The 17489-nt window shown below is 65.8% G+C and carries 12 protein-coding genes and 1 pseudogene; 8 read left to right on the top strand and 5 right to left on the bottom strand.

Features of this window, described 5'->3' with window-relative positions; all coding sequences use genetic code 11:
• Positions 1-8: 8 nt before the first annotated feature.
• Positions 9-848: a prolipoprotein diacylglyceryl transferase gene (gene lgt / locus KPL74_01325; GenBank protein ID QWT20664.1), complete on the bottom strand. Its 840-nt coding sequence runs from the start codon at positions 846-848 to the stop codon at positions 9-11.
• Between the two features lie 152 nt (positions 849-1000).
• Here lgt and KPL74_01320 point away from each other — a divergent pair, with 152 nt between their 5' ends.
• From KPL74_01320 to KPL74_01310, 3 genes are all read left to right on the top strand, one after another.
• Positions 1001-2983 carry a prolyl oligopeptidase family serine peptidase gene (locus KPL74_01320; GenBank protein QWT20663.1) on the top strand — a complete coding sequence of 661 codons (1983 nt, stop codon included), beginning with the start codon at positions 1001-1003 and terminating at the stop codon, positions 2981-2983.
• A gap of 121 nt (positions 2984-3104) precedes the next feature.
• Positions 3105-6017, top strand: coding sequence for a TonB-dependent receptor (locus tag KPL74_01315; protein ID QWT20662.1), 2913 nt, complete (start codon positions 3105-3107; stop codon positions 6015-6017).
• A 269-nt stretch (positions 6018-6286) separates the two neighbouring features.
• Complete coding sequence (locus KPL74_01310; GenBank protein QWT20661.1) at positions 6287-9307, top strand: TonB-dependent receptor; 3021 nt, start codon at positions 6287-6289, stop codon at positions 9305-9307.
• 187 nt (positions 9308-9494) lie between these two features.
• Here KPL74_01310 and KPL74_01305 read toward each other — a convergent pair whose 3' ends face one another.
• From KPL74_01305 to KPL74_01290, 4 genes and pseudogenes are all read right to left on the bottom strand, one after another.
• Positions 9495-9995 carry a TPM domain-containing protein gene (locus KPL74_01305; GenBank protein ID QWT20660.1) on the bottom strand — a complete coding sequence of 167 codons (501 nt, stop codon included), beginning with the start codon at positions 9993-9995 and terminating at the stop codon, positions 9495-9497.
• A gap of 500 nt (positions 9996-10495) precedes the next feature.
• Positions 10496-10843: pseudogene (locus KPL74_01300) on the bottom strand (TPM domain-containing protein).
• Positions 10844-10911: 68 nt separating this feature from the next.
• On the bottom strand, positions 10912-11535 hold the full coding sequence (locus tag KPL74_01295; protein ID QWT20659.1) for a LemA family protein: 624 nt from the start codon (positions 11533-11535) through the stop codon (positions 10912-10914).
• Positions 11536-11623: 88 nt separating this feature from the next.
• Positions 11624-11995 (bottom strand): diacylglycerol kinase, encoded by a 372-nt coding sequence (locus KPL74_01290; protein ID QWT20658.1) that lies wholly within the window; start codon positions 11993-11995, stop codon positions 11624-11626.
• A gap of 295 nt (positions 11996-12290) precedes the next feature.
• Here KPL74_01290 and KPL74_01285 point away from each other — a divergent pair, with 295 nt between their 5' ends.
• Genes KPL74_01285 through KPL74_01265 form a run of 5 tightly spaced genes read left to right on the top strand, consistent with a single transcriptional unit; the run spans position 12291 to position 17412 of the window.
• Positions 12291-13826: an oligopeptide:H+ symporter gene (locus KPL74_01285; GenBank protein ID QWT20657.1), complete on the top strand. Its 1536-nt coding sequence runs from the start codon at positions 12291-12293 to the stop codon at positions 13824-13826.
• Between the two features lie 49 nt (positions 13827-13875).
• Positions 13876-15156 (top strand): hypothetical protein, encoded by a 1281-nt coding sequence (locus KPL74_01280; protein ID QWT20656.1) that lies wholly within the window; start codon positions 13876-13878, stop codon positions 15154-15156.
• Positions 15153-15734: a response regulator transcription factor gene (locus KPL74_01275; protein ID QWT20655.1), complete on the top strand. Its 582-nt coding sequence runs from the start codon at positions 15153-15155 to the stop codon at positions 15732-15734. The genes KPL74_01280 and KPL74_01275 overlap by 4 nt, the downstream gene beginning before the upstream one ends.
• Positions 15734-16912 carry a hypothetical protein gene (locus KPL74_01270; GenBank protein ID QWT20654.1) on the top strand — a complete coding sequence of 393 codons (1179 nt, stop codon included), beginning with the start codon at positions 15734-15736 and terminating at the stop codon, positions 16910-16912. Before KPL74_01275 ends, KPL74_01270 begins: the two co-directional genes overlap by 1 nt.
• A complete protein-coding gene (locus tag KPL74_01265) occupies positions 16912-17412 on the top strand; it encodes a hypothetical protein (protein QWT20653.1) in 501 nt (166 codons plus the stop codon). Before KPL74_01270 ends, KPL74_01265 begins: the two co-directional genes overlap by 1 nt.
• Positions 17413-17489: the final 77 nt, after the last annotated feature.

The following is a 17489-nucleotide window of genomic DNA, read 5'->3' as shown; positions in this document are numbered from 1 at the left end:
CGGTGCCGTTATCGGGTCGAGGCGACGGGTTCGGCGGCCGGCGTGGCGACCGGCGCATACGGTGCGCGGCGCGACATCAGCAACAACAGGATGCCCACCGCGATCAGCGGCAGCGACAGGATCTGGCCCATGGTCAGCCAGCCGAACGCGAGGTAGCCGAGCTGGGGATCCGGCACGCGGACGAACTCGATGATGAAGCGGAACACGCCGTACATCAGGCCGAACAGGCCCGACACCGCATAGCGCGGGCGCGGCTTCAGCGAGAAGATCCACAACACGGTGAACATCACGACGCCTTCCAGCGCGAATTCGTACAGCGGGTTCGGGTGGCGCGGCAGCGCGTCCGGGGCGTGCGGGAAGATCATGCCGATCGGCAGGTCGGTGGGCTTGCCCCACAGCTCGCCGTTGATGAAGTTGCCCAGGCGGCCCAGGCCGAGGCCGACCGGGACCAGCGGCGCGACGAAATCGACGGTGTCGAAAAATTTTACGCCGTTGCGCCGCGACCACCACAGGCCCGCGGCGAGCACGCCGAGCAGGCCGCCATGGAACGACATGCCGCCGTCCCAGACCCGGAACAGCGCCAGCGGGTCGGTCCAGATCCAGTCGATCGCCGTGTAGAACAGCATGTAGCCCACGCGGCCACCGAGCACCACGCCCATCATGCAGTAGAACATCAGGTCGCCGAAGCGGTCCGCGCTGACCGGGAGGCGTCCCTGGCGGCGGCGGTATTCGCCGAGTGCCCAGCCGCCGAGGAAGCCGCCGAGGTACATCAGGCCATACCAGTGGACCTTGAGCGGGCCCAGCTGGACAGCAACGGAGTTGAACTCGACGACGAACGGATTGGCCATGGACGGGCACGAAAAAGGGTGATCCCCCAGTGTACCGCCACGGCATGGCGCATGCTGCCTTGTGTGGAAGGCCCGGAATGGGCTATAGAGCCAGCCGGAACGCCATCCAGAGGGACGGCGGGTATGGACGCTTTACCAGGGGAAAAACGAAGATGACCTTCCGCCTTGCCCGGCCGCTGCTGGCCGCGTTGTGCTTTTCCGCGTGCGCCACCGGCGCCGTGGCCGCCGACCTCGTGCCGGCCGCCGATTTCGCCCGGCACGAACCGCTGACCGACCCCGAGCTGTCGCCCGACGGCCTGCACGTGTCGATGGCCTTCCACGATGCCGACGGCAAGACGCACGGCCTGGCGATCTACAGCATCGCCGACATGAGCAAGCCGATCTCGCTGATCCGCATGCCTCCCTACGAGCTACCGGCGGACGTGATGTGGGCGAGCAACACCCGACTGGTCGTCGCCCGCGGCAAGGTCGACGGCTCGATCGGCAACACGACTTACACCGGCGAGCTGATGGCCATCGACATCGATGGCAAGAACCCCGATTACCTGTACGGCTTTGAAAACGTGGGCAAGCGCGCGGCCACCCGCGCGACCGACAAGGGCTGGGGCTTCATCAACGGTGCCCCGCCCGCGGCCAACGGCCATTTCTACATGCGTGCCGTGTCCTGGTCGGACCAGGACCGCAGCACGCTCTACGACGTGGACGCCAAGACCAGCGTGCGCCGCCAGATGGCCGACGTCGGCATCGGCGACATGGACTTCATGGTCGATCCGCAGGGCAACACCCGCTTCACCTTCGGCGTCAATCCGGACCACAAGTGGGTGGTGTTCCATCGCGACGCCAGCGGCGGCTGGGCCAAGGTCAATCTTGACGACGAGCACCAGCGGTTTTCCCCGTTCGCCCAGGTGTCGGGCAGCACCCGCATGTACGCCACCTACAGCCCGCACGGCCAGGGCGGCGCCCTGGTGGAGCAGGATGAAGACGGCGGCAACCCGCGCGTGATTCGCCGTGATGAGTTCAGCGAAGTGTCGTCCAACTATCTTTGGACGCCGGCGCCGCACCGCCCGTTCGCCACGCGCGCCAAGACCGGGCTGCCCACCGTCACCTACGTGGACCAGACCGATCCGACTGCCCGCCTGCACATGGCGATTTCGCAGAAATTCCCGGGCTACGCCGTCAACTTCAACTCGTTCAGCGAGGATGGTTCCGAACTGATGTTCTCCATCTACAGCGACCGCGACCCCGGCCGCGTGATGCTGATCAATACGAAGACCTTCAAGGTGTCCCCGTTGATCACGGCGGCGGCATGGATCGATCCGGCGAAGATGTCCGAGCAGCGCTCGATGCATTTCAAGGCCAGCGACGGACAGGAACTGGAAGCCATCCTCACCTTCCCCAAGGGCAAGGGCGAGGCGAACCTGCCGATGGTGTTGATGCCGCACGGCGGCCCGTTCGACATCAGCGACAAGTGGGGCTACGAAGCCGATGCCCAGTTCCTCGCCAACCGTGGCTACCTCGTGCTGCAGGTCAACTTCCGCGGTTCCGCCGGCCGCGGCGTGGGCTTCGTCCAGTCCGGGTACCAGAAGTGGGGCACACGCATCCAGGACGACCTGATCGACAGCGTGAAGTGGGCCATCGCGCAGAACTTCGCCGACGCCTCGCGGGTGTGCGTGTTCGGTGCCAGCTTCGGCGGTTACTCGGCGATGATGGCGCCGATCCGCGCGCCAGGCATGTTCAAGTGCGCGGTGGGCTACGCCGGCGTTTACGACCTGCCGATGATGTACGAGAAGGGCGACATCCAGCAGAGCAAGAGCGCCCTGAGCGACCTGAAGCTGACCCTGGGTACCGACCCGGCGATGCTGGTGGCCAACTCGCCCGACCGGATGGCCGACAAGCTCGACCTGCCGATCATGCTGGTCCACGGCGAAGACGACGAGCGCGCGCCGTTCGCCCAGTTCAAGGCCATGAAAGCTGCCCTGGACGCGGCGCACAAGCCGTACGAGACCCTGACCAAGTCCGGCGAGAAGCACGGCTTCGTCAAGCCGGAGAACGTCGAGGAGCTCTACGACAAGCTCGCCGCGTTCCTGGACCGCAATATCGGCGATGGCGCGGCGAAAAAGACCGCCTCGCTCTGAGCCCTCCCCGCAGGGGCAACCCCATACCTTCCGGCGGTTGCCCCTTGCGCTCGCAAGCGTTATGGTCGCGTGATCGCTGGGTCCGGGTGGTACCTGGCGGGGATCGGGAGGTTGTCGGGGTATGGTTGTCAGTTGCGGGCAAAAGCGCCACGTCGCGGCGCGGCGGGCGGTGCTTGCCGTGGCACTGGTCGCCTGCCTTGGATCCGGCGCGTCACGCGCCCAGGATGCCGGTGAAACCCCGGAGACCCTTGCCCCGGTCAATGTCACCGTCACCGGCTCACGTATCCGCGGCATCGACGTGGAGACGGCCCAGCCCGTCTACACCATGGATCGCCAGGCGATCCGCGCCACCGGCCTGACCAGCCTCGGCGACATCGTGGCGCGCATGCCCTCCGCGGCCACGCCCGAGGTCACCCCGCAGGACACGCTCTCTTCCAGCAACGACGCTGGTGGCCGCTACGCCAACCTGCGCAACCTCGGTGCCGTGCGCACACTGGTGCTGGTCAACGGCCGCCGCTGGACGACCAGCCTGGGCGGCCTCACCGACCTGTCCACCATCCCCGTGGCGATCGTCGAGCGGATCGAAGTGCTCAAGGATGGCGCATCGTCCATCTACGGCTCCGACGCCATCGGCGGCGTGGTCAACATCATCACCACCGATCGCTTCGAAGGCGCCTCGGCCGACGTGCTCTACGGCGTCAATGGCAAGGGCGACGGCGCGCAGAAGAACGGCACGTTCACCTGGGGCAAGAGTACTGAGCGCTCGTCGGTCATCCTCGGCGCTAGCTATGAAGACCTCGATGCGATCGACGACGCGAAGCGTTCGCTGACCGGCACCGCGTACGGCCCCCGCCATCCCGACGACGGATTCAACATGGGCCCGTACGGTGGCGTCGTCGACCCGCGTGCGGCCGGGACCACCGGTGCCGGCAACTATGCATCGGATGGCAGCTGGGTGCCCAACCGCTACGTGATCAACCACGGCGCGACCGACGCGGCGAACCTCTCCGACTACCACCCATACGACGTCAACAGCATCGCGGACAAATACAACACGTCACGCGACATGACCTTCCGCTCGGGTAGCAAGCTGCGCAACCTGTTCGCGACGGGTCGCTACAACCTGACCGACGACATCACCCTGCGTGGCATGGCGACCTACAGCGTGCGCGACACGCGCAGCCAGGCGTCGGGCTACCCGCTGCAGAGCGCCACGGGGCGTGCCGATGGCCTGTTCATCGACCCCGCCAATGCGTACAACCCCTTCCCCGGCTACGACACCTCGTTCTTCCGGCGCACGGTGGAAATGCCGCGCATGGACTGGGCGAAATCGAAGGTATTCCACGCCGACGCCGGCGCCGAGGGCACGTTCGACTGGGGCGGCCACGCCTGGAACTGGGACGTGACCTACGCGTACTCGGAAGACCGCGCGAGCCGCACCACCAGCGGCAACATCAACCTGGTCAACGCGCGCAAGGCGCTCGGCCCGACCGCGACCATCGACGGCCAGGTCGCCTGCGCCGATGCCGCTGATCGCGCCGCCGGCTGCGTGCCGTGGAACATCCTCGCCGGCCCGGGCGGCACGCCGGATGCGGTGTGGCGTTACGTGTCGTCGACGACGACCTCGCACGAAACCACGCGTACCAACGACATCATCGCCAACCTTACCGGTGGCATCGTCGACCTGCCCGCGGGCACGCTGCGCGTGGCGGGCGGGCTTGAGCACCGCCGCGAGAACGGCCGCTATGAGCCCGATCCGGCCGATTCCGCGGGCCTGACCACGCAACTGGCCAGCGACCCCACCAATGGCGGCTATGTCGTCAACGAGGCTTACCTCGAATTCGACGTGCCATTGCTGGCCGACCTGCCGCTGGCGCGCGAACTGGCGGTGAACGCTTCCTCGCGTTATTCGCACTACACCGCGTTCGGCGGCCGCACCAACAATAAATACAGCTTCCGCTGGAAGCCGTTCGATGACCTGCTGGTCCGCGGCACCTATGCCCAGGGCTTCCGCGCGCCGACCGTGTCGGATCTGTATGCCGGCGCGTCGGAAACGTTCGAAAGCTTCCTCGACCCGTGCGACAGCGCATTCGGCGCCTCGGCAACGGATGCCGCCGTGCGCTCGCGTTGCGCCGCCGCGGGCGTGCCTGCCAATTACCGCCAGGTAGATCAGTCGGGCGCACAGGTGTCGTCGAACACCGGCGGACAGAATCCGACCGCATTCACCACCGGCGCGAATCCACGCCTGAAGCCGGAATCGTCGATCACCCGCACGGCTGGCCTGGTCTATAGCCCGGTGTATCTGGACGGACTGGACATGACGCTCGACTATTACAAAGTCGATATTCGCGACGTCATTACTCCGATCCTCGCCGGCGATATCCTCAATTTCTGCTATGTGCGCAACGACCCCACGTATTGCGGGCGTTTCACGCGCAGCACCGACGGACGCATTACTTCGCTCGACGAAAGCCTCGTGAACCTTGGCTCGTTGCGCACCGAAGGCTACGACCTGGGCATGCATTACCGGTTCCCGCAAACGCGCTACGGCGAGTTCGCGCTGGCGTCCGATAGCACCTACCTGCAGGACTACACGCAGCGCAGCAGCGCCAGCGCGGAACCGCGCCAGCTCGCGGGCTACATGAATGGCGTGCAGGGCCTGTATCGCGTGCGCTCCAACCTCACGCTGGACTGGGGCTACGAACGTTTCGGTGCGACCTGGACCGTGCGTTATTACTCAGGCCTGAAGGATTCGTGCTGGTCGGCCACGGAAGAATGCAATCGCCCGGACGAGCTCAACGTCATCAGCGGCGTCACCGGCGTGAGCCGCAAGGGCTCGGTCGCCTTCCACGACTTCCAGTTCCGCTGGATGACGCCATGGAATGGCAGCGTCCGGGTAGGCGTCAATAACGTGTTCGCGAAGAAGGGCCCGTTCTACTACAACGTGTCCAGCGCGGGTGGCGGCAGCCCGCCGTATAACCCCGCATTCGATATCGACCGCTATTTCTACATCGGCTATCAACAGCGCTTCTAAGCTGAGAACCACTCGCATTCGCACAATTGCGCGATATCCAGTGATATCAAGCGATATCCGCACGAGTGTGCGTGAAATGCCGTAAACGCTTGCAGTCATATGACGACGGCGTTATGTTCCTGTTACGTCGCCATTCGCCCCGAGGTGGGCGCGACGTCGGTGTCCCCACGCCGAAAACCTCACACACCCACAAACGAGTGCCGTATCGCGGCGCTACTACAAGCTGTTCAGCCTTGCGTTTTACGCAGGGCCAGGGAGTTTTTGACCTCATGACAAGCACCACCCTGTTCGCGCGCTCTCGCGTGTTGAAGCGCACTGCGCTCGTATCGGCGCTCGGCGCCTGCCTGCTCGCCGGCACCGCGTATGCCCAGAGCACCGTCGGCGACATCTACGGCACCGCCTCGGCGTCGCAGACCCTGCAGATCCAGAACCTCGGCTCGGGCGCTGCGCGCACCGTTTCCGCCGACCAGACAGGCCACTATCGTGCCTCGTCGCTGCCGATCGGCAGCTACCGCATCAACGTGATCGAGAACGGCCAGACCGTGTCGACCCGCGACGTCAACGTCGTGGCCGGCCAGTCCGCACAGATCAATTTCGCGGCTGCCGCGGGCGGCAACGCCGACGCGCAGGCGCTCGACACCGTGACCGTCTCGGCCAACGCTCTGTCGGCCATCGACGTCGCCTCGGTCGAATCGCGCACCAGCTTCACCGCTGACAAGCTCGACAAACTGCCGGTCCCGCGCAACGTCGTCGACGTCGCCGCGCTGACCCCGGGCACCGTCAAGGGCGACTCCGCCTTCGGCAACCTGCCGTCGTTCGGTGGCGCCTCGGTCGCCGAGAACAGCTACTACGTCAACGGCTTCAACGTCACCAACCTGTACAACAACCTGTCGTTCTCGGAAGTGCCGTTCCAGGCCATCCAGCAGCTCGACGTGCAGACCGGTGGCTACGGCGCGCAGTACGGTTTCTCGACCGGCGGCGTGACCTCGGTGATCACCAAGCGTGGCACCAACGAGTGGAAGGGCGGCGCGTCGTGGGTCTACACCCCGGCATGGGGCCGCGAGCAGCAGCCGACCACGTACACGAAGGACGGCAACCTCTACCGCACGTACCAGAAGAACAACGACAACGACAACGTCTACTCGGCATGGCTGGGTGGCGCGCTGGTCAAGGACAAGCTGTTCTTCTACGGCATCTTCCAGTCGCACAAGGAAACCGCGACCGCCTATCCTGGCGCGACCTCGTCGGCCCCGGCAGAGCGCAATCGCTACGATGACCCGTTCTATCTCATCAAGATGGACTGGAACATCAACGATTCGAACATCCTCGAATGGACGGGGATGAACAACACCAAGCACACGACCAACCGCTACTACAACTCGGAAATCAACGCCGACGGCACCCCGTCGACGACCGATTACCTGGGTAACCGCCAGGTCAAGACCGGCGGCGCGGTCAACGTGTTCAAGTACACCAGCTACCTCACCGACGACCTGACCCTGACGGCGCAGTGGGGCAAGATGAAGTCCAAGAACTCCTCGGACTACACCTCGGCCGACGGTACCGAAACCAAGTACGACGGCAACATCAACAGCCCGAACCAGGGTTGCCCGTACGTGATCGATCGTCGCTCGAGCACCCAGAGCGGCCTGACCGATCCGGTCAACTCGTGCTACCTGTCGAGCACCATCGACCGCTTCAACGGCGAAGACCAGCGCACCGCTTACCGCGTCGACCTGGACTGGAAGATCGGCGACCACGACCTGTCGGGCGGTTTCTCGCGCGAGAAGTGGAAGTCGGATTCGGGCCAGAGCTACGCCGGCGGCGCGCTGTACTACTACCGCACGAACGCCCAGGGCCAGGACTACGTCTCGCTCTACAACTACCGCACCGGTGGTTCGGTCGCGATCGACCAGAAGTCGTGGTACCTGCAGGACAACTGGCAGGTGACCGATAAGGTCCTCGCCTACATCGGCGTGCGCAACGACTCGTTCAACAACCAGAACGGCGCCGGCCAGAACTTCGTCCGCCAGGGCAACATCTGGCAGCCGCGCCTGGGCTTCTCGTGGGACGTGTTCGGCGATTCGACGACCAAGGTCTTCGGTACCGCTGGCCGCTACTCGCTGCCGATCGCCGCGAACGTCGCCCTGCGCGCCGCCACCGCGTCGTACTACACGATCCAGAACTTCGGCTACTCCAGCATCGACCCGGTGACCGGCGTGCCGACCCTCGGCGCCCCGCTGACCGGCCAGTCGATCGTGAACGGCGAGAACGGTTCCACCCCGGACCCGCGCTCGGTCGCTACGAAGGATCTCAAGCCGTACTCGCAGGATGAGTTCATCCTCGGTATCCAGCACCGCATCACCAGCGACAACGATTTCCTGAACGACTGGGTGGTCGGCGCCAAGGCGACCTACCGCAAGCTCAACAACGCAATCGACGATACCTGCGACTGGCGCCCGTTCTACGCTTACGGCAAGTCGATCGGCCTGGACATGGACGCCAACGGCGACCAGTTCACCCCGCCGTCCACGATGCCGGGCTGCTTCATCTACAACCCGGGCAGCAAGGTCTCGGTCGACGTCGACCTCGACGGCAGCGGCCAGCTGCGCAACGTCACCCTGCCGGGCACCGCGTTCGGCGAGAAGGCGAAGCGCACGTACGAAGCCGTCACCCTGTCGGCCGAGAAGGCGACGGACAACTGGTACGTCAACGCGTCGTACACCTGGTCGAAGAACCGTGGCAACACGGAAGGCCTCGTGAAGTCGGATAACGGCCAGGACGACACCGGCACGACCAGCGCGTTCGATTACCCGGAACTAATGGTCGGCGCGACCGGCTACCTGCCGAACGATCGTCGCCACAGCTTCAAGATCTACGGTGGCTACCGGATCACCCCGGAATGGCAGGTTGGCGTCAACGGCCTGCTCGAGTCTGGTCGTCCGACCAGCTGCTTCGGCGGCGGCGACGAAACCGTCGGCGGCATCCCGAGCTACAACTCGGAGTTCTTCTACTGCGACGGCAAGATCTCGAGCCGTGGCACCGCGAAGCGCCTGCCGTGGAACTGGTCGATCAGCCCGAACGTCGTCTATACCCCGGCATACGCCAAGGGCCTGACGCTGCAGCTGGACGTGATCAACCTGTTCAACAACGACACCAAGACCGCGATCAACGAGATCGGCGAGAATGGTTCGGACTCGAACTACTACGGCACGACCTACCGTGTGCCGACGTACTACCAGACGCCGCGCTACATGCGCCTGATGGTGCAGTACGACTTCAGCCTGTAAGTCGTCGTACCCGTGAGTCGAAAAAGGCCGCCGCAAGGCGGCCTTTTTCTTTGCCGCCCCCGCCACGCGCGACGTGCGGAAAAAACCCAGGCCGCATGCAACGCTTCTGTAGGAGCGCGCCTGCGCGCGAAAGCCAACACCGCGAAGACGACACGAGCCTAGCGGCGCAGTGCGAAAAGTCGGAACGTCAGAGCAGCAACGGCTGGTCCGGCAATTCGTTCGCGCGCGGCTTACCATCGGCAGGAAAATGTCGGGCCAGCAACGCGCCAGCTTCGTCGACGCCCGTCAGCGCCGCCTCGCGGAAATGACCCTTGGCAAATTCATCGCGCATGTGCGCGGTAATCGCCGCCCACTCTGCCGCATTGACCTTCGCCGCGATGCCGCGATCCGCGACGATTTCGATGCGGTGTTCGGCGAGCAACACGTACAGCAATACACCGCAGTTTTCTTCGGTGTCCCACACCCGCAGGTGGGCGAACAGCGATGTCGCCCGCTCGCGCGCGGTGAGGCCGGCCATGACTTCGCCGACCGGCAGGCGCGACTCGATGGCGACGCGTAGCTCACCGCGATGGGTCTTCTCGCCCACGCCGACGCGCTGTGCGATGGCCTCGAGCGCATCGGGGGGAAACTGCTTGCCGATCTGGAACCAGGCGCCGAAGAGGTTGGTGAAGATCCGTTGCATATCCATCACCAGCTCCCCGACGAACCGCCGCCGCCGAAGCTGCCGCCGCCGCCGCTGAAACCACCGCCACCGCCGCCTCCACCACCACCAAAGCCGCCGCCGCCAAAACCTCCGCCACCGCCGAAGCCGCCCCAACCACCCCAGCCACCGCCGCCGATGGAGCGGCCGGCACCCATCGGGATGGCCATCAGCAGCGCGCCGCCGACCAGGCCAAGCGCACCGAAGAACAGCGAATTGAGCAGCAGCCAACCGAGGCCGCCGGCGACGATGCCGCCGATGGGTGCACGAACGCCGAGCGGTGCGCGGCCAAGCACGCTGCGCAGGAACAGCACGCCGAACAGCAACGGGATGAGGAAATGCCCTCCCCCGCTGCGGCGGCGCTCATGGCTGTCGTCCGGCTGCACCGGCGGCGGCAACTGCTCGCCGTTGACCAGTTGGGTGATCGCGTTGAGCGCTTCGGTGATGCCGCCGTAGTAATCGTTGGTACGCAGCTTGGGTGCCATGTATTCGCGAATGATCCGCGAGGCGATGACGTCGGGTATCGCGCCTTCCAGGCCGTAACCGACCTCGATGCGGACACGCCGGTCGTCCTTGGCCAGCAGGAGCAGCACGCCGTCGTTGGTGCCCTCGCGGCCGACCTTGTTCTGGCGGCCGACGTTGAGCGAATAGGTTTCCAGGTCATCCGGCTCGGTGGTCGGCACCATCAGCACGACGACCTGCGCGCCCTTGGCCTTTTCGAGGGCGGTCAGCTGCGTGTCGAGCTGGTTCAGCTGGTCGGCGCTGAGCGTACCGGTCAGGTCGGTGGCGTGCCGGGCGAGCTTCGGCACGGCCGCGTCGGCCGCCAGCGCCGCCATCGGCGACGCCAGCGGGGCCAGCGCGAGCACGGCCAGCGTGGACAGCCAGCGTGCCACCAGGCGAGGCATCAGTGGGCCGCCGAAGCCGCCGGTGCCGGGGTGCTATTGAAGTCGACCGTCGGCGCGGTCGAGATGGCTTTCTCGTTCTCGACGCTGAAGTTCGGCTTGACCTTGTAACCCATGACCTTCGCCGTGAGGTTGTTCGGGAACGAGCGGATCAGCGTGTTGTACGACTGCACGGCGGCGACGTAGTCACGGCGCGCGACGGAGATGCGGTTCTCGGTGCTTTCCAGCTGGGCCTGCAGGTCGCGGAACGAACCGTCGGCCTTCAGCTGCGGGTAGTTCTCGCTGACCACGAGCAGGCGCGAAAGCGCGCCGGAAAGCTGGCCCTGCGCGGCCTGGAACTTCGCCATCGCCTCGGGATCGTTGGCCTGGTCGGGGCTCAGCTGCACCTGGCCGACCTTGGCGCGGGCATTGGTGACTTCGGTGAGCACGCGCTCTTCGTGCTGGGCGTAGCCCTTCACGGTGTTGACCAGGTTGGGCACCAGGTCGGCACGGCGCTGGTATTGGTTGAGCACCTGGGACCAGGCCGCCTTGACGGCCTCGTCCTCACGCTGCATGGCGTTATAGCCGCAACCGGAGAGGAACCCGGCGATCACGACGAGGGCAAAGGCGCGGAGGAAAGTCTTCATGGTGGCAGGGTCCTTGGGGTGTGCGAGGCACACGTTAACCCAAAGCCGGCCCGGGCGGATGGCCCAGCCCCTAAGCCATATGGTCGAGTCAGAAATACCGCGGCAGCAGGATCATCGCCCAGCTCACGCCGACCATGACCAACAGCAGGAATACCGCCGCGGAACCCATGTCCTTGGCCCTTCCGGCCAGCTCGTGGAACTCCGGGCTGACCTTGTCGACCACCGCCTCGACGGCCGAGTTCAGCAGCTCGGCGGAGAGGACCAGGATCGGGAAGGTGATGAGAATAATCTTCTCGACCGGGCCATTACCCAGCCACAGGCCCAGCGGGATGACGATCACGGCGACGAGGACCTCGAGGCGGAACGAGGCTTCGTACTGGAAACAGGCTTTCAGGCCCTTCATGGACCACTGGAAGGCCGCGAAAATCTGCCGCGGGCCGCGGTTGACGTTGGATGCCATCGATCAGCCCCCGAGGTGGGCGGCGAGCGAGGGCGCCGGGCGGGTCGGGTTGTAGGTGGGCTGCGACATGATGGACGGTCAGGGCTTGGGTTCCAGCCCTCTATGATGCCACAGCCGGTCTTCGCACAAGCTTACGGCCTTCCCTTGTGGCGTATCGCCGCGCCCCTCTGGCGCTGCAGCACAACCCGGCGGACCATTTGTATTACGCTTGACCGGTTGTGGCCCCGTTCAGGGTCATGGCAACGGGAACGGCCCTCTTGGGCCGTTCGCTGTTTCCAATGTTTCCGGAATCTAAATGGCAATCCAGAACCCGCCCGTTTCACAGACCAAGTCATTCAGCACCGTCTTCCTCATCGAAATGTGGGAGCGCTTCGGCTTCTACGGCATGCAGGTGCTGATGGTCACCTACATGGTGAAGAAGCTCGGCTTCGCCGAAGCCGATTCGAACCTCGTCTGGGGCGCTGCCGCAGCCCTCATCTACGCCACCCCCGCCATCGGCGGCTGGATCGGCGATAAGTTCCTGGGCACCCGCCGCACCATGCTCACCGGCGCCGTCGTGCTGATGATCGGTTACGCGATGCTCTGGGTCCCCACGAACAACGCAGTCTTCCTTTACGTCGCCCTGGGCGTCATCGTCCTCGGCAACGGCCTGTTCAAGCCGAACGCCGGCAACCTCGTGCGCAAGATCTACGAGGGTGACGAAGTGAAGATCGATAGCGCCTTCACCATCTACTACATGGCGGTGAACGTCGGCTCGACGATCTCGATGCTGCTCACGCCGTGGATCCGCGACTACGTGGGCCAGCATTACGGCGATGCCCTCGGTTGGCATACCGCGTTCGGCGTCTGCTCCATCGGCCTTGTCCTCGGCCTCGTCAACTACTTCTTCATGCGTCACACCCTGGCGCACATCGGCTCGGCTCCGGATGAAACGCGCCCGTCGATGAAGCACATCCTGGGCGTGCTGGTCGGTGGCCTCGCCATCATCGGCGTGTCTGCGGTCATCCTCCAGAACCAGACGGTTGCGGAATACTGCGTGTATCTGGCGGGCGTCGTCGTCCTCGGCATCTTCGCCTACCTCATCTATTCCGTGGAACCCGGCGAGCGCGCCGGTCTCGTCGCCGCGCTGGTGCTGACGGTGCAGACGATCGCCTTCTTCATCTTCTACCAGCAGATGTCGACCTCGCTGAACCTGTTCGCGCAGCGCAACGTCGACCTCTCCTTCGACCTGTTCGGCCTGCACATCTTCAACTGGATCCCCGAGCAGTTCCAGTCGCTCAATGCGATCTGGATCGTGATCCTCTCGCCGATCCTGGTCTGGCTGTACAACGCGCTCGGCAGGCACGGCAAGGATTTCTCGGTTGCCGCGAAGTTCGCCCTCGGCTTCGTCGCCGTCGCCGCTGGCTTCTTCATGTATGGCCTGGGCGCGCACACCGCCGTCGACGGCAAGATCTCCTCCTGGTACATGGTCTGGGGCTACGGCGCCTACTCGCTGGGCGAAATCCTGGTCAGCGGCCTGGGCCTCGCGATGATCGCCCGCTACGTGCCGGCGCGCATGGGTGGCTTCATGATGGGCGCCTACTACGTAGCCGTTGGCGTGGCCCAGTACATGGGCAGCGTCGTCGCCAACTACGCCGCCATCCCCGACAACATCACCGATCCGCTGCAGTCGCTCCCGGTCTACACCAGTCTGTTCAACAAGCTGGGGTTCGTCGGCGTGGGTTGCACGGTCATCGCGGTCGTCATGCTCCCGCTGATGCGCAAGCTTTCGCTCGACCACGCGTTGGCCGACGTGCAGCCGGTGCCGCCCGTGCACAACGAAGACTACTAACCCCGGCAAGGGCCGCCCCGCAAGGGCGGCCCTTTGCCTTGAAGAGACCATGAGCGACCACCTCCACACCCCTTCATCACGCTCCGGTCCGTTCGTCCTGGCACGCACCCTGGCCTGGCTGCGCCTGTGCGCCATCGCCGGGCAGAGCATCGCCATCCTGTCCTGCGTCACGCTGCTGAAGCTCGACGTGCCGCTGCTGCCGCTGATGGTCGGTGTCGGCACGCTGGCGGTGTTCGCCGCGGCGGCATCGTTCCGCCTGGGCATGCCCTGGAAGATCAGCGAAGGCGAGGCCGTCGTCCATATCGCGGCCGATACGCTGGTGCTCGGCTACCTGCTCTACTTCACCGGTGGCGCCTCCAATCCCTTCGTCACCCTGCTGCTGGTGCCCATCGCGCTGTCCGCGGCCGCGCTGTCGATCGTCGGCGTGTCCCTCGTCGCCATCCTCACCGGCGTGGCCTACGTACTGCTGGTGCCTTACCACCTGCCGCTTCCGACGCTGGGAAGCACCAGCCTGGATTTCGACCTGTACGTCGCCGGCATGGGCGTGAACTTCGTCATCATGGCGATCCTGCTCGGCGTGTTCATCAGCAACCTGGCCAAGGCCATCCGCACCCAACAGGGCGAAGTGCAGCGCGTGCGCGAGCGTGCCTTGCGCGACGAAGGCATCCTGGCCATCGCGACACAGGCCGCCGGTGCCGCGCACGAACTCAACACCCCGCTGTCGACCATGCGTACGCTGCTGCCGGAGATTCGCCGCGAACACGCGGGCGACAACGCACTGGGTGACGACCTCGACCTGCTCGACGGCCAGGTGGAGCGTTGCCGCACGATCCTGCGCGAGATGGTCGCGTTCGGCCAGGCCCAGCTTTCCCAGGAGCCGGAGCGACTCACCGTCGCCCAGTTCATCCATGTCTGCATGGAGCGTTTCCAGCTGCTGCGTCCCGAGGCCGACGTCGCATTGAGCGTGGAACCCGGCGCCGAGCGTCTCGCCCTGCGCTCCCCCGCCGGCCTGCGCCATGCCCTGATCAACCTGTTGAACAACGCCGTCGAAGCGTCTTCGTTGAACGGCAGCGCCTACGTGGGCTTCGACATTCGCGTCGAAGGCCCCTGGCTCGTGCTCACGGTGACCGACGAAGGCCCCGGCTTCGACGAAGCCGACGAACTCGGTACCCTCGGCCTGTCGCAGAAGGCGACGGGCCTGGGCATCGGCCTGGCCCTGGCCGAAGCCACGGCCGAACGCCTCGACGGTGAACTCGCTGCCAGCAATACCGGCCACGGCGCACAGATGCGCCTGCGCCTGCCCCTCTCGGTCATCGGAGACCACACATGAACGATCTTGCCCCGCCCACCGGCCGCCCCCTGCTGATCGTCGATGACGACGCGACGTTCGCACGCGTGCTCGGCCGCGCGCTGGGTTCGCGCGGGTTCGAAGTGATCACTGCCGACAACGCCGACGATGCGCGCGCCCTCACCCGCCGCCATCAGCCGCGTTATTGCGTGCTCGACCTGAAGCTCGGCGACGAGAACGGCCTGCGCCTGATCCCCGAGCTGCAGTCGCTGGTGCCCGACATGCGGGTGTTGCTGCTGACCGGCTATGCGTCGATCGCCACGGCGGTCGAGGCGATCAAGCGCGGTGCGCACGACTACCTCGCCAAGCCGGTCGACGCCGACGCCGTGGTCCGCGCGTTGCTGGATGGCGACGCCGGCCCCGCCGATGCCGACGATTTCCTCGACGCACCGGACGCGCCGCTGCCGTTGCGCCGCCTCGAGTGGGAACACATCCAGCGCGTGCTCACCGAATGCGAAGGCAATATCTCCGAGACCGCGCGCCGGCTCGGCATGCATCGCCGCACGCTGCAGCGCAAGCTCAGCAAGCATCCCGTACGCGAACGCCCGGACGAAACCTGATGAAGCGCCTGCACGCACTCGCCTGGCTGGCCTGCCTGGCGCCGGCCGTCGCCCTCGCCGACGACATGCACGGCATGGCGATGGGCCACGAAGCACCGCTCGGCTTCGACGCCGCCATCGATGCCAGCGGTCATCTCTGGGTGGTCGACACGATCGGTGAGCATGTGCGCGTGCGTCGTTCCGACGACATGGGCCGCGAGTTCGCGCTCTCCACCATCGTCAATCCCACCGGCGAGCCGATCTACGCGGAAGGCGAAAACCGGCCGAAGATCGCGCTGGGCCCGAAGGGCGAGCTGTACGTATCTTGGTCGCAGCCGCGGAAGGCGCCGTGGACCGGCTTCGTGCGCTTCTCGCGCTCGCTCGACCACGGCGCGCACTTCGACGCACCGAAGACCGTGCATGCCGATCGCGCCGAGATCACCCATCGCTTCGATTCGATGGCGGTCGACGGCAAGGGCAATATCCTCGTTGCGTGGATCGACAAACGCGACCTCGAGGCCGCGACCAAGGCCCACAAGGCCTACCTCGGCGCCGCCACGTACTACAGCTGGTCGACCGATCGTGGCGCGACCTTCGCCGCGGAGCGCAAGATCACCGACCAGAGCTGCGAGTGCTGCCGCATTGCGTTGTCCCGTGCGCCGGACGGCAGCATCGACGCCTTCTTCCGCGCGATCTACGGCGACAATATCCGCGACCACGCCTACGCCACCCTGCCCGTCGGCGGCACGCCCGACGTGCAGCGCGCCACGTTCACGCAGTGGCACATCGAAGGCTGCCCGCACCACGGCCCGTCGCTTGCCATCGATGGCACGGGCGTCCGCCATGCGGTGTGGTTCAGCGCCGGCGATGGCAAGCCGACGATCACGTACGGCCAGCTGGCGCCGGGCAAGCCGCCCCAGCATGCGTTCACCGTGGCCGGTAATGGCGCCTCGCATGCCGACCTCGCGGTCGACGGCAAGCAGGTCTGGATCGCCTGGCACCAGATGACCGACAAGGGCCTGGAGCTGATGCTTCGCCAGTCCACCGACGGTGGCCTGACGTTCTCGGATCCGCGCAGCATTGCCCACACTGACGGTCCATCGGGCTGGCCCAGGCTCGTGTTGCTCGATCACCGCGCCTTCGTGGCATGGAATCCTGGCGGTACGTTCCGGCTGGTGCCGACGGAAGCGTTGCAGTGATGCGCCGCTGGCCGCGCACGGCGACGATCAGGCTGGCCTGCGTGGGCGTGGCCCTGGCGGCAGCCGTGCCTCTGTTTGCCTCGCCCGCATTCGCTGCCGCGCCGGTGCCGCTGGCGCCGGCCGACGCAAAGGCGCTGGTCGCGCCGCCGGCGAAGGGGGCGAGGATCCTGGCCCTGTGGTCGCTCGATTGCGCTTATTGCGAGCAGAACCTCGCCGCGCTGCGCGATTACCAGCGCACGCATGGTGGTGTCGAGCTTGTGTTCGTCGCCACCGATCCGGCATCGCAGGTACAGGCGCTCGAGGCGCGGCTGAAGCGGGCGAAGCTGGACGACGTGCCCTCGCGCGCCTATGCGGATGCGACGCCGGAGCGGATCAATTTCCTGCTCGACCCGACATGGGGCGGGGAGACGCCGCGGACGCTGGTGGTTTATGCGGATGGGTCGCGGAAGGCCGTTAGTGGGGCGTTGACGGCGGGGCGTATCGAGGCGTTGTTTAAATAACTGGTTGCGCGGTGGTGCGAGGACGCAGCGGGGCTGTCGCGCGCAGGCGCGCTCCTACAGGAGCGGCGGGAGCGGCG

The sequence above is a fragment of the Bacillus sp. NP157 genome (genome assembly GCA_018889975.1).
In the GTDB taxonomy this organism is placed as follows: Bacteria; Pseudomonadota; Gammaproteobacteria; order Xanthomonadales; family Rhodanobacteraceae; genus Luteibacter.
Note: the sequence above shows the minus strand (reverse complement) of the source record. Positions and strands in the feature narration are given on the sequence as shown.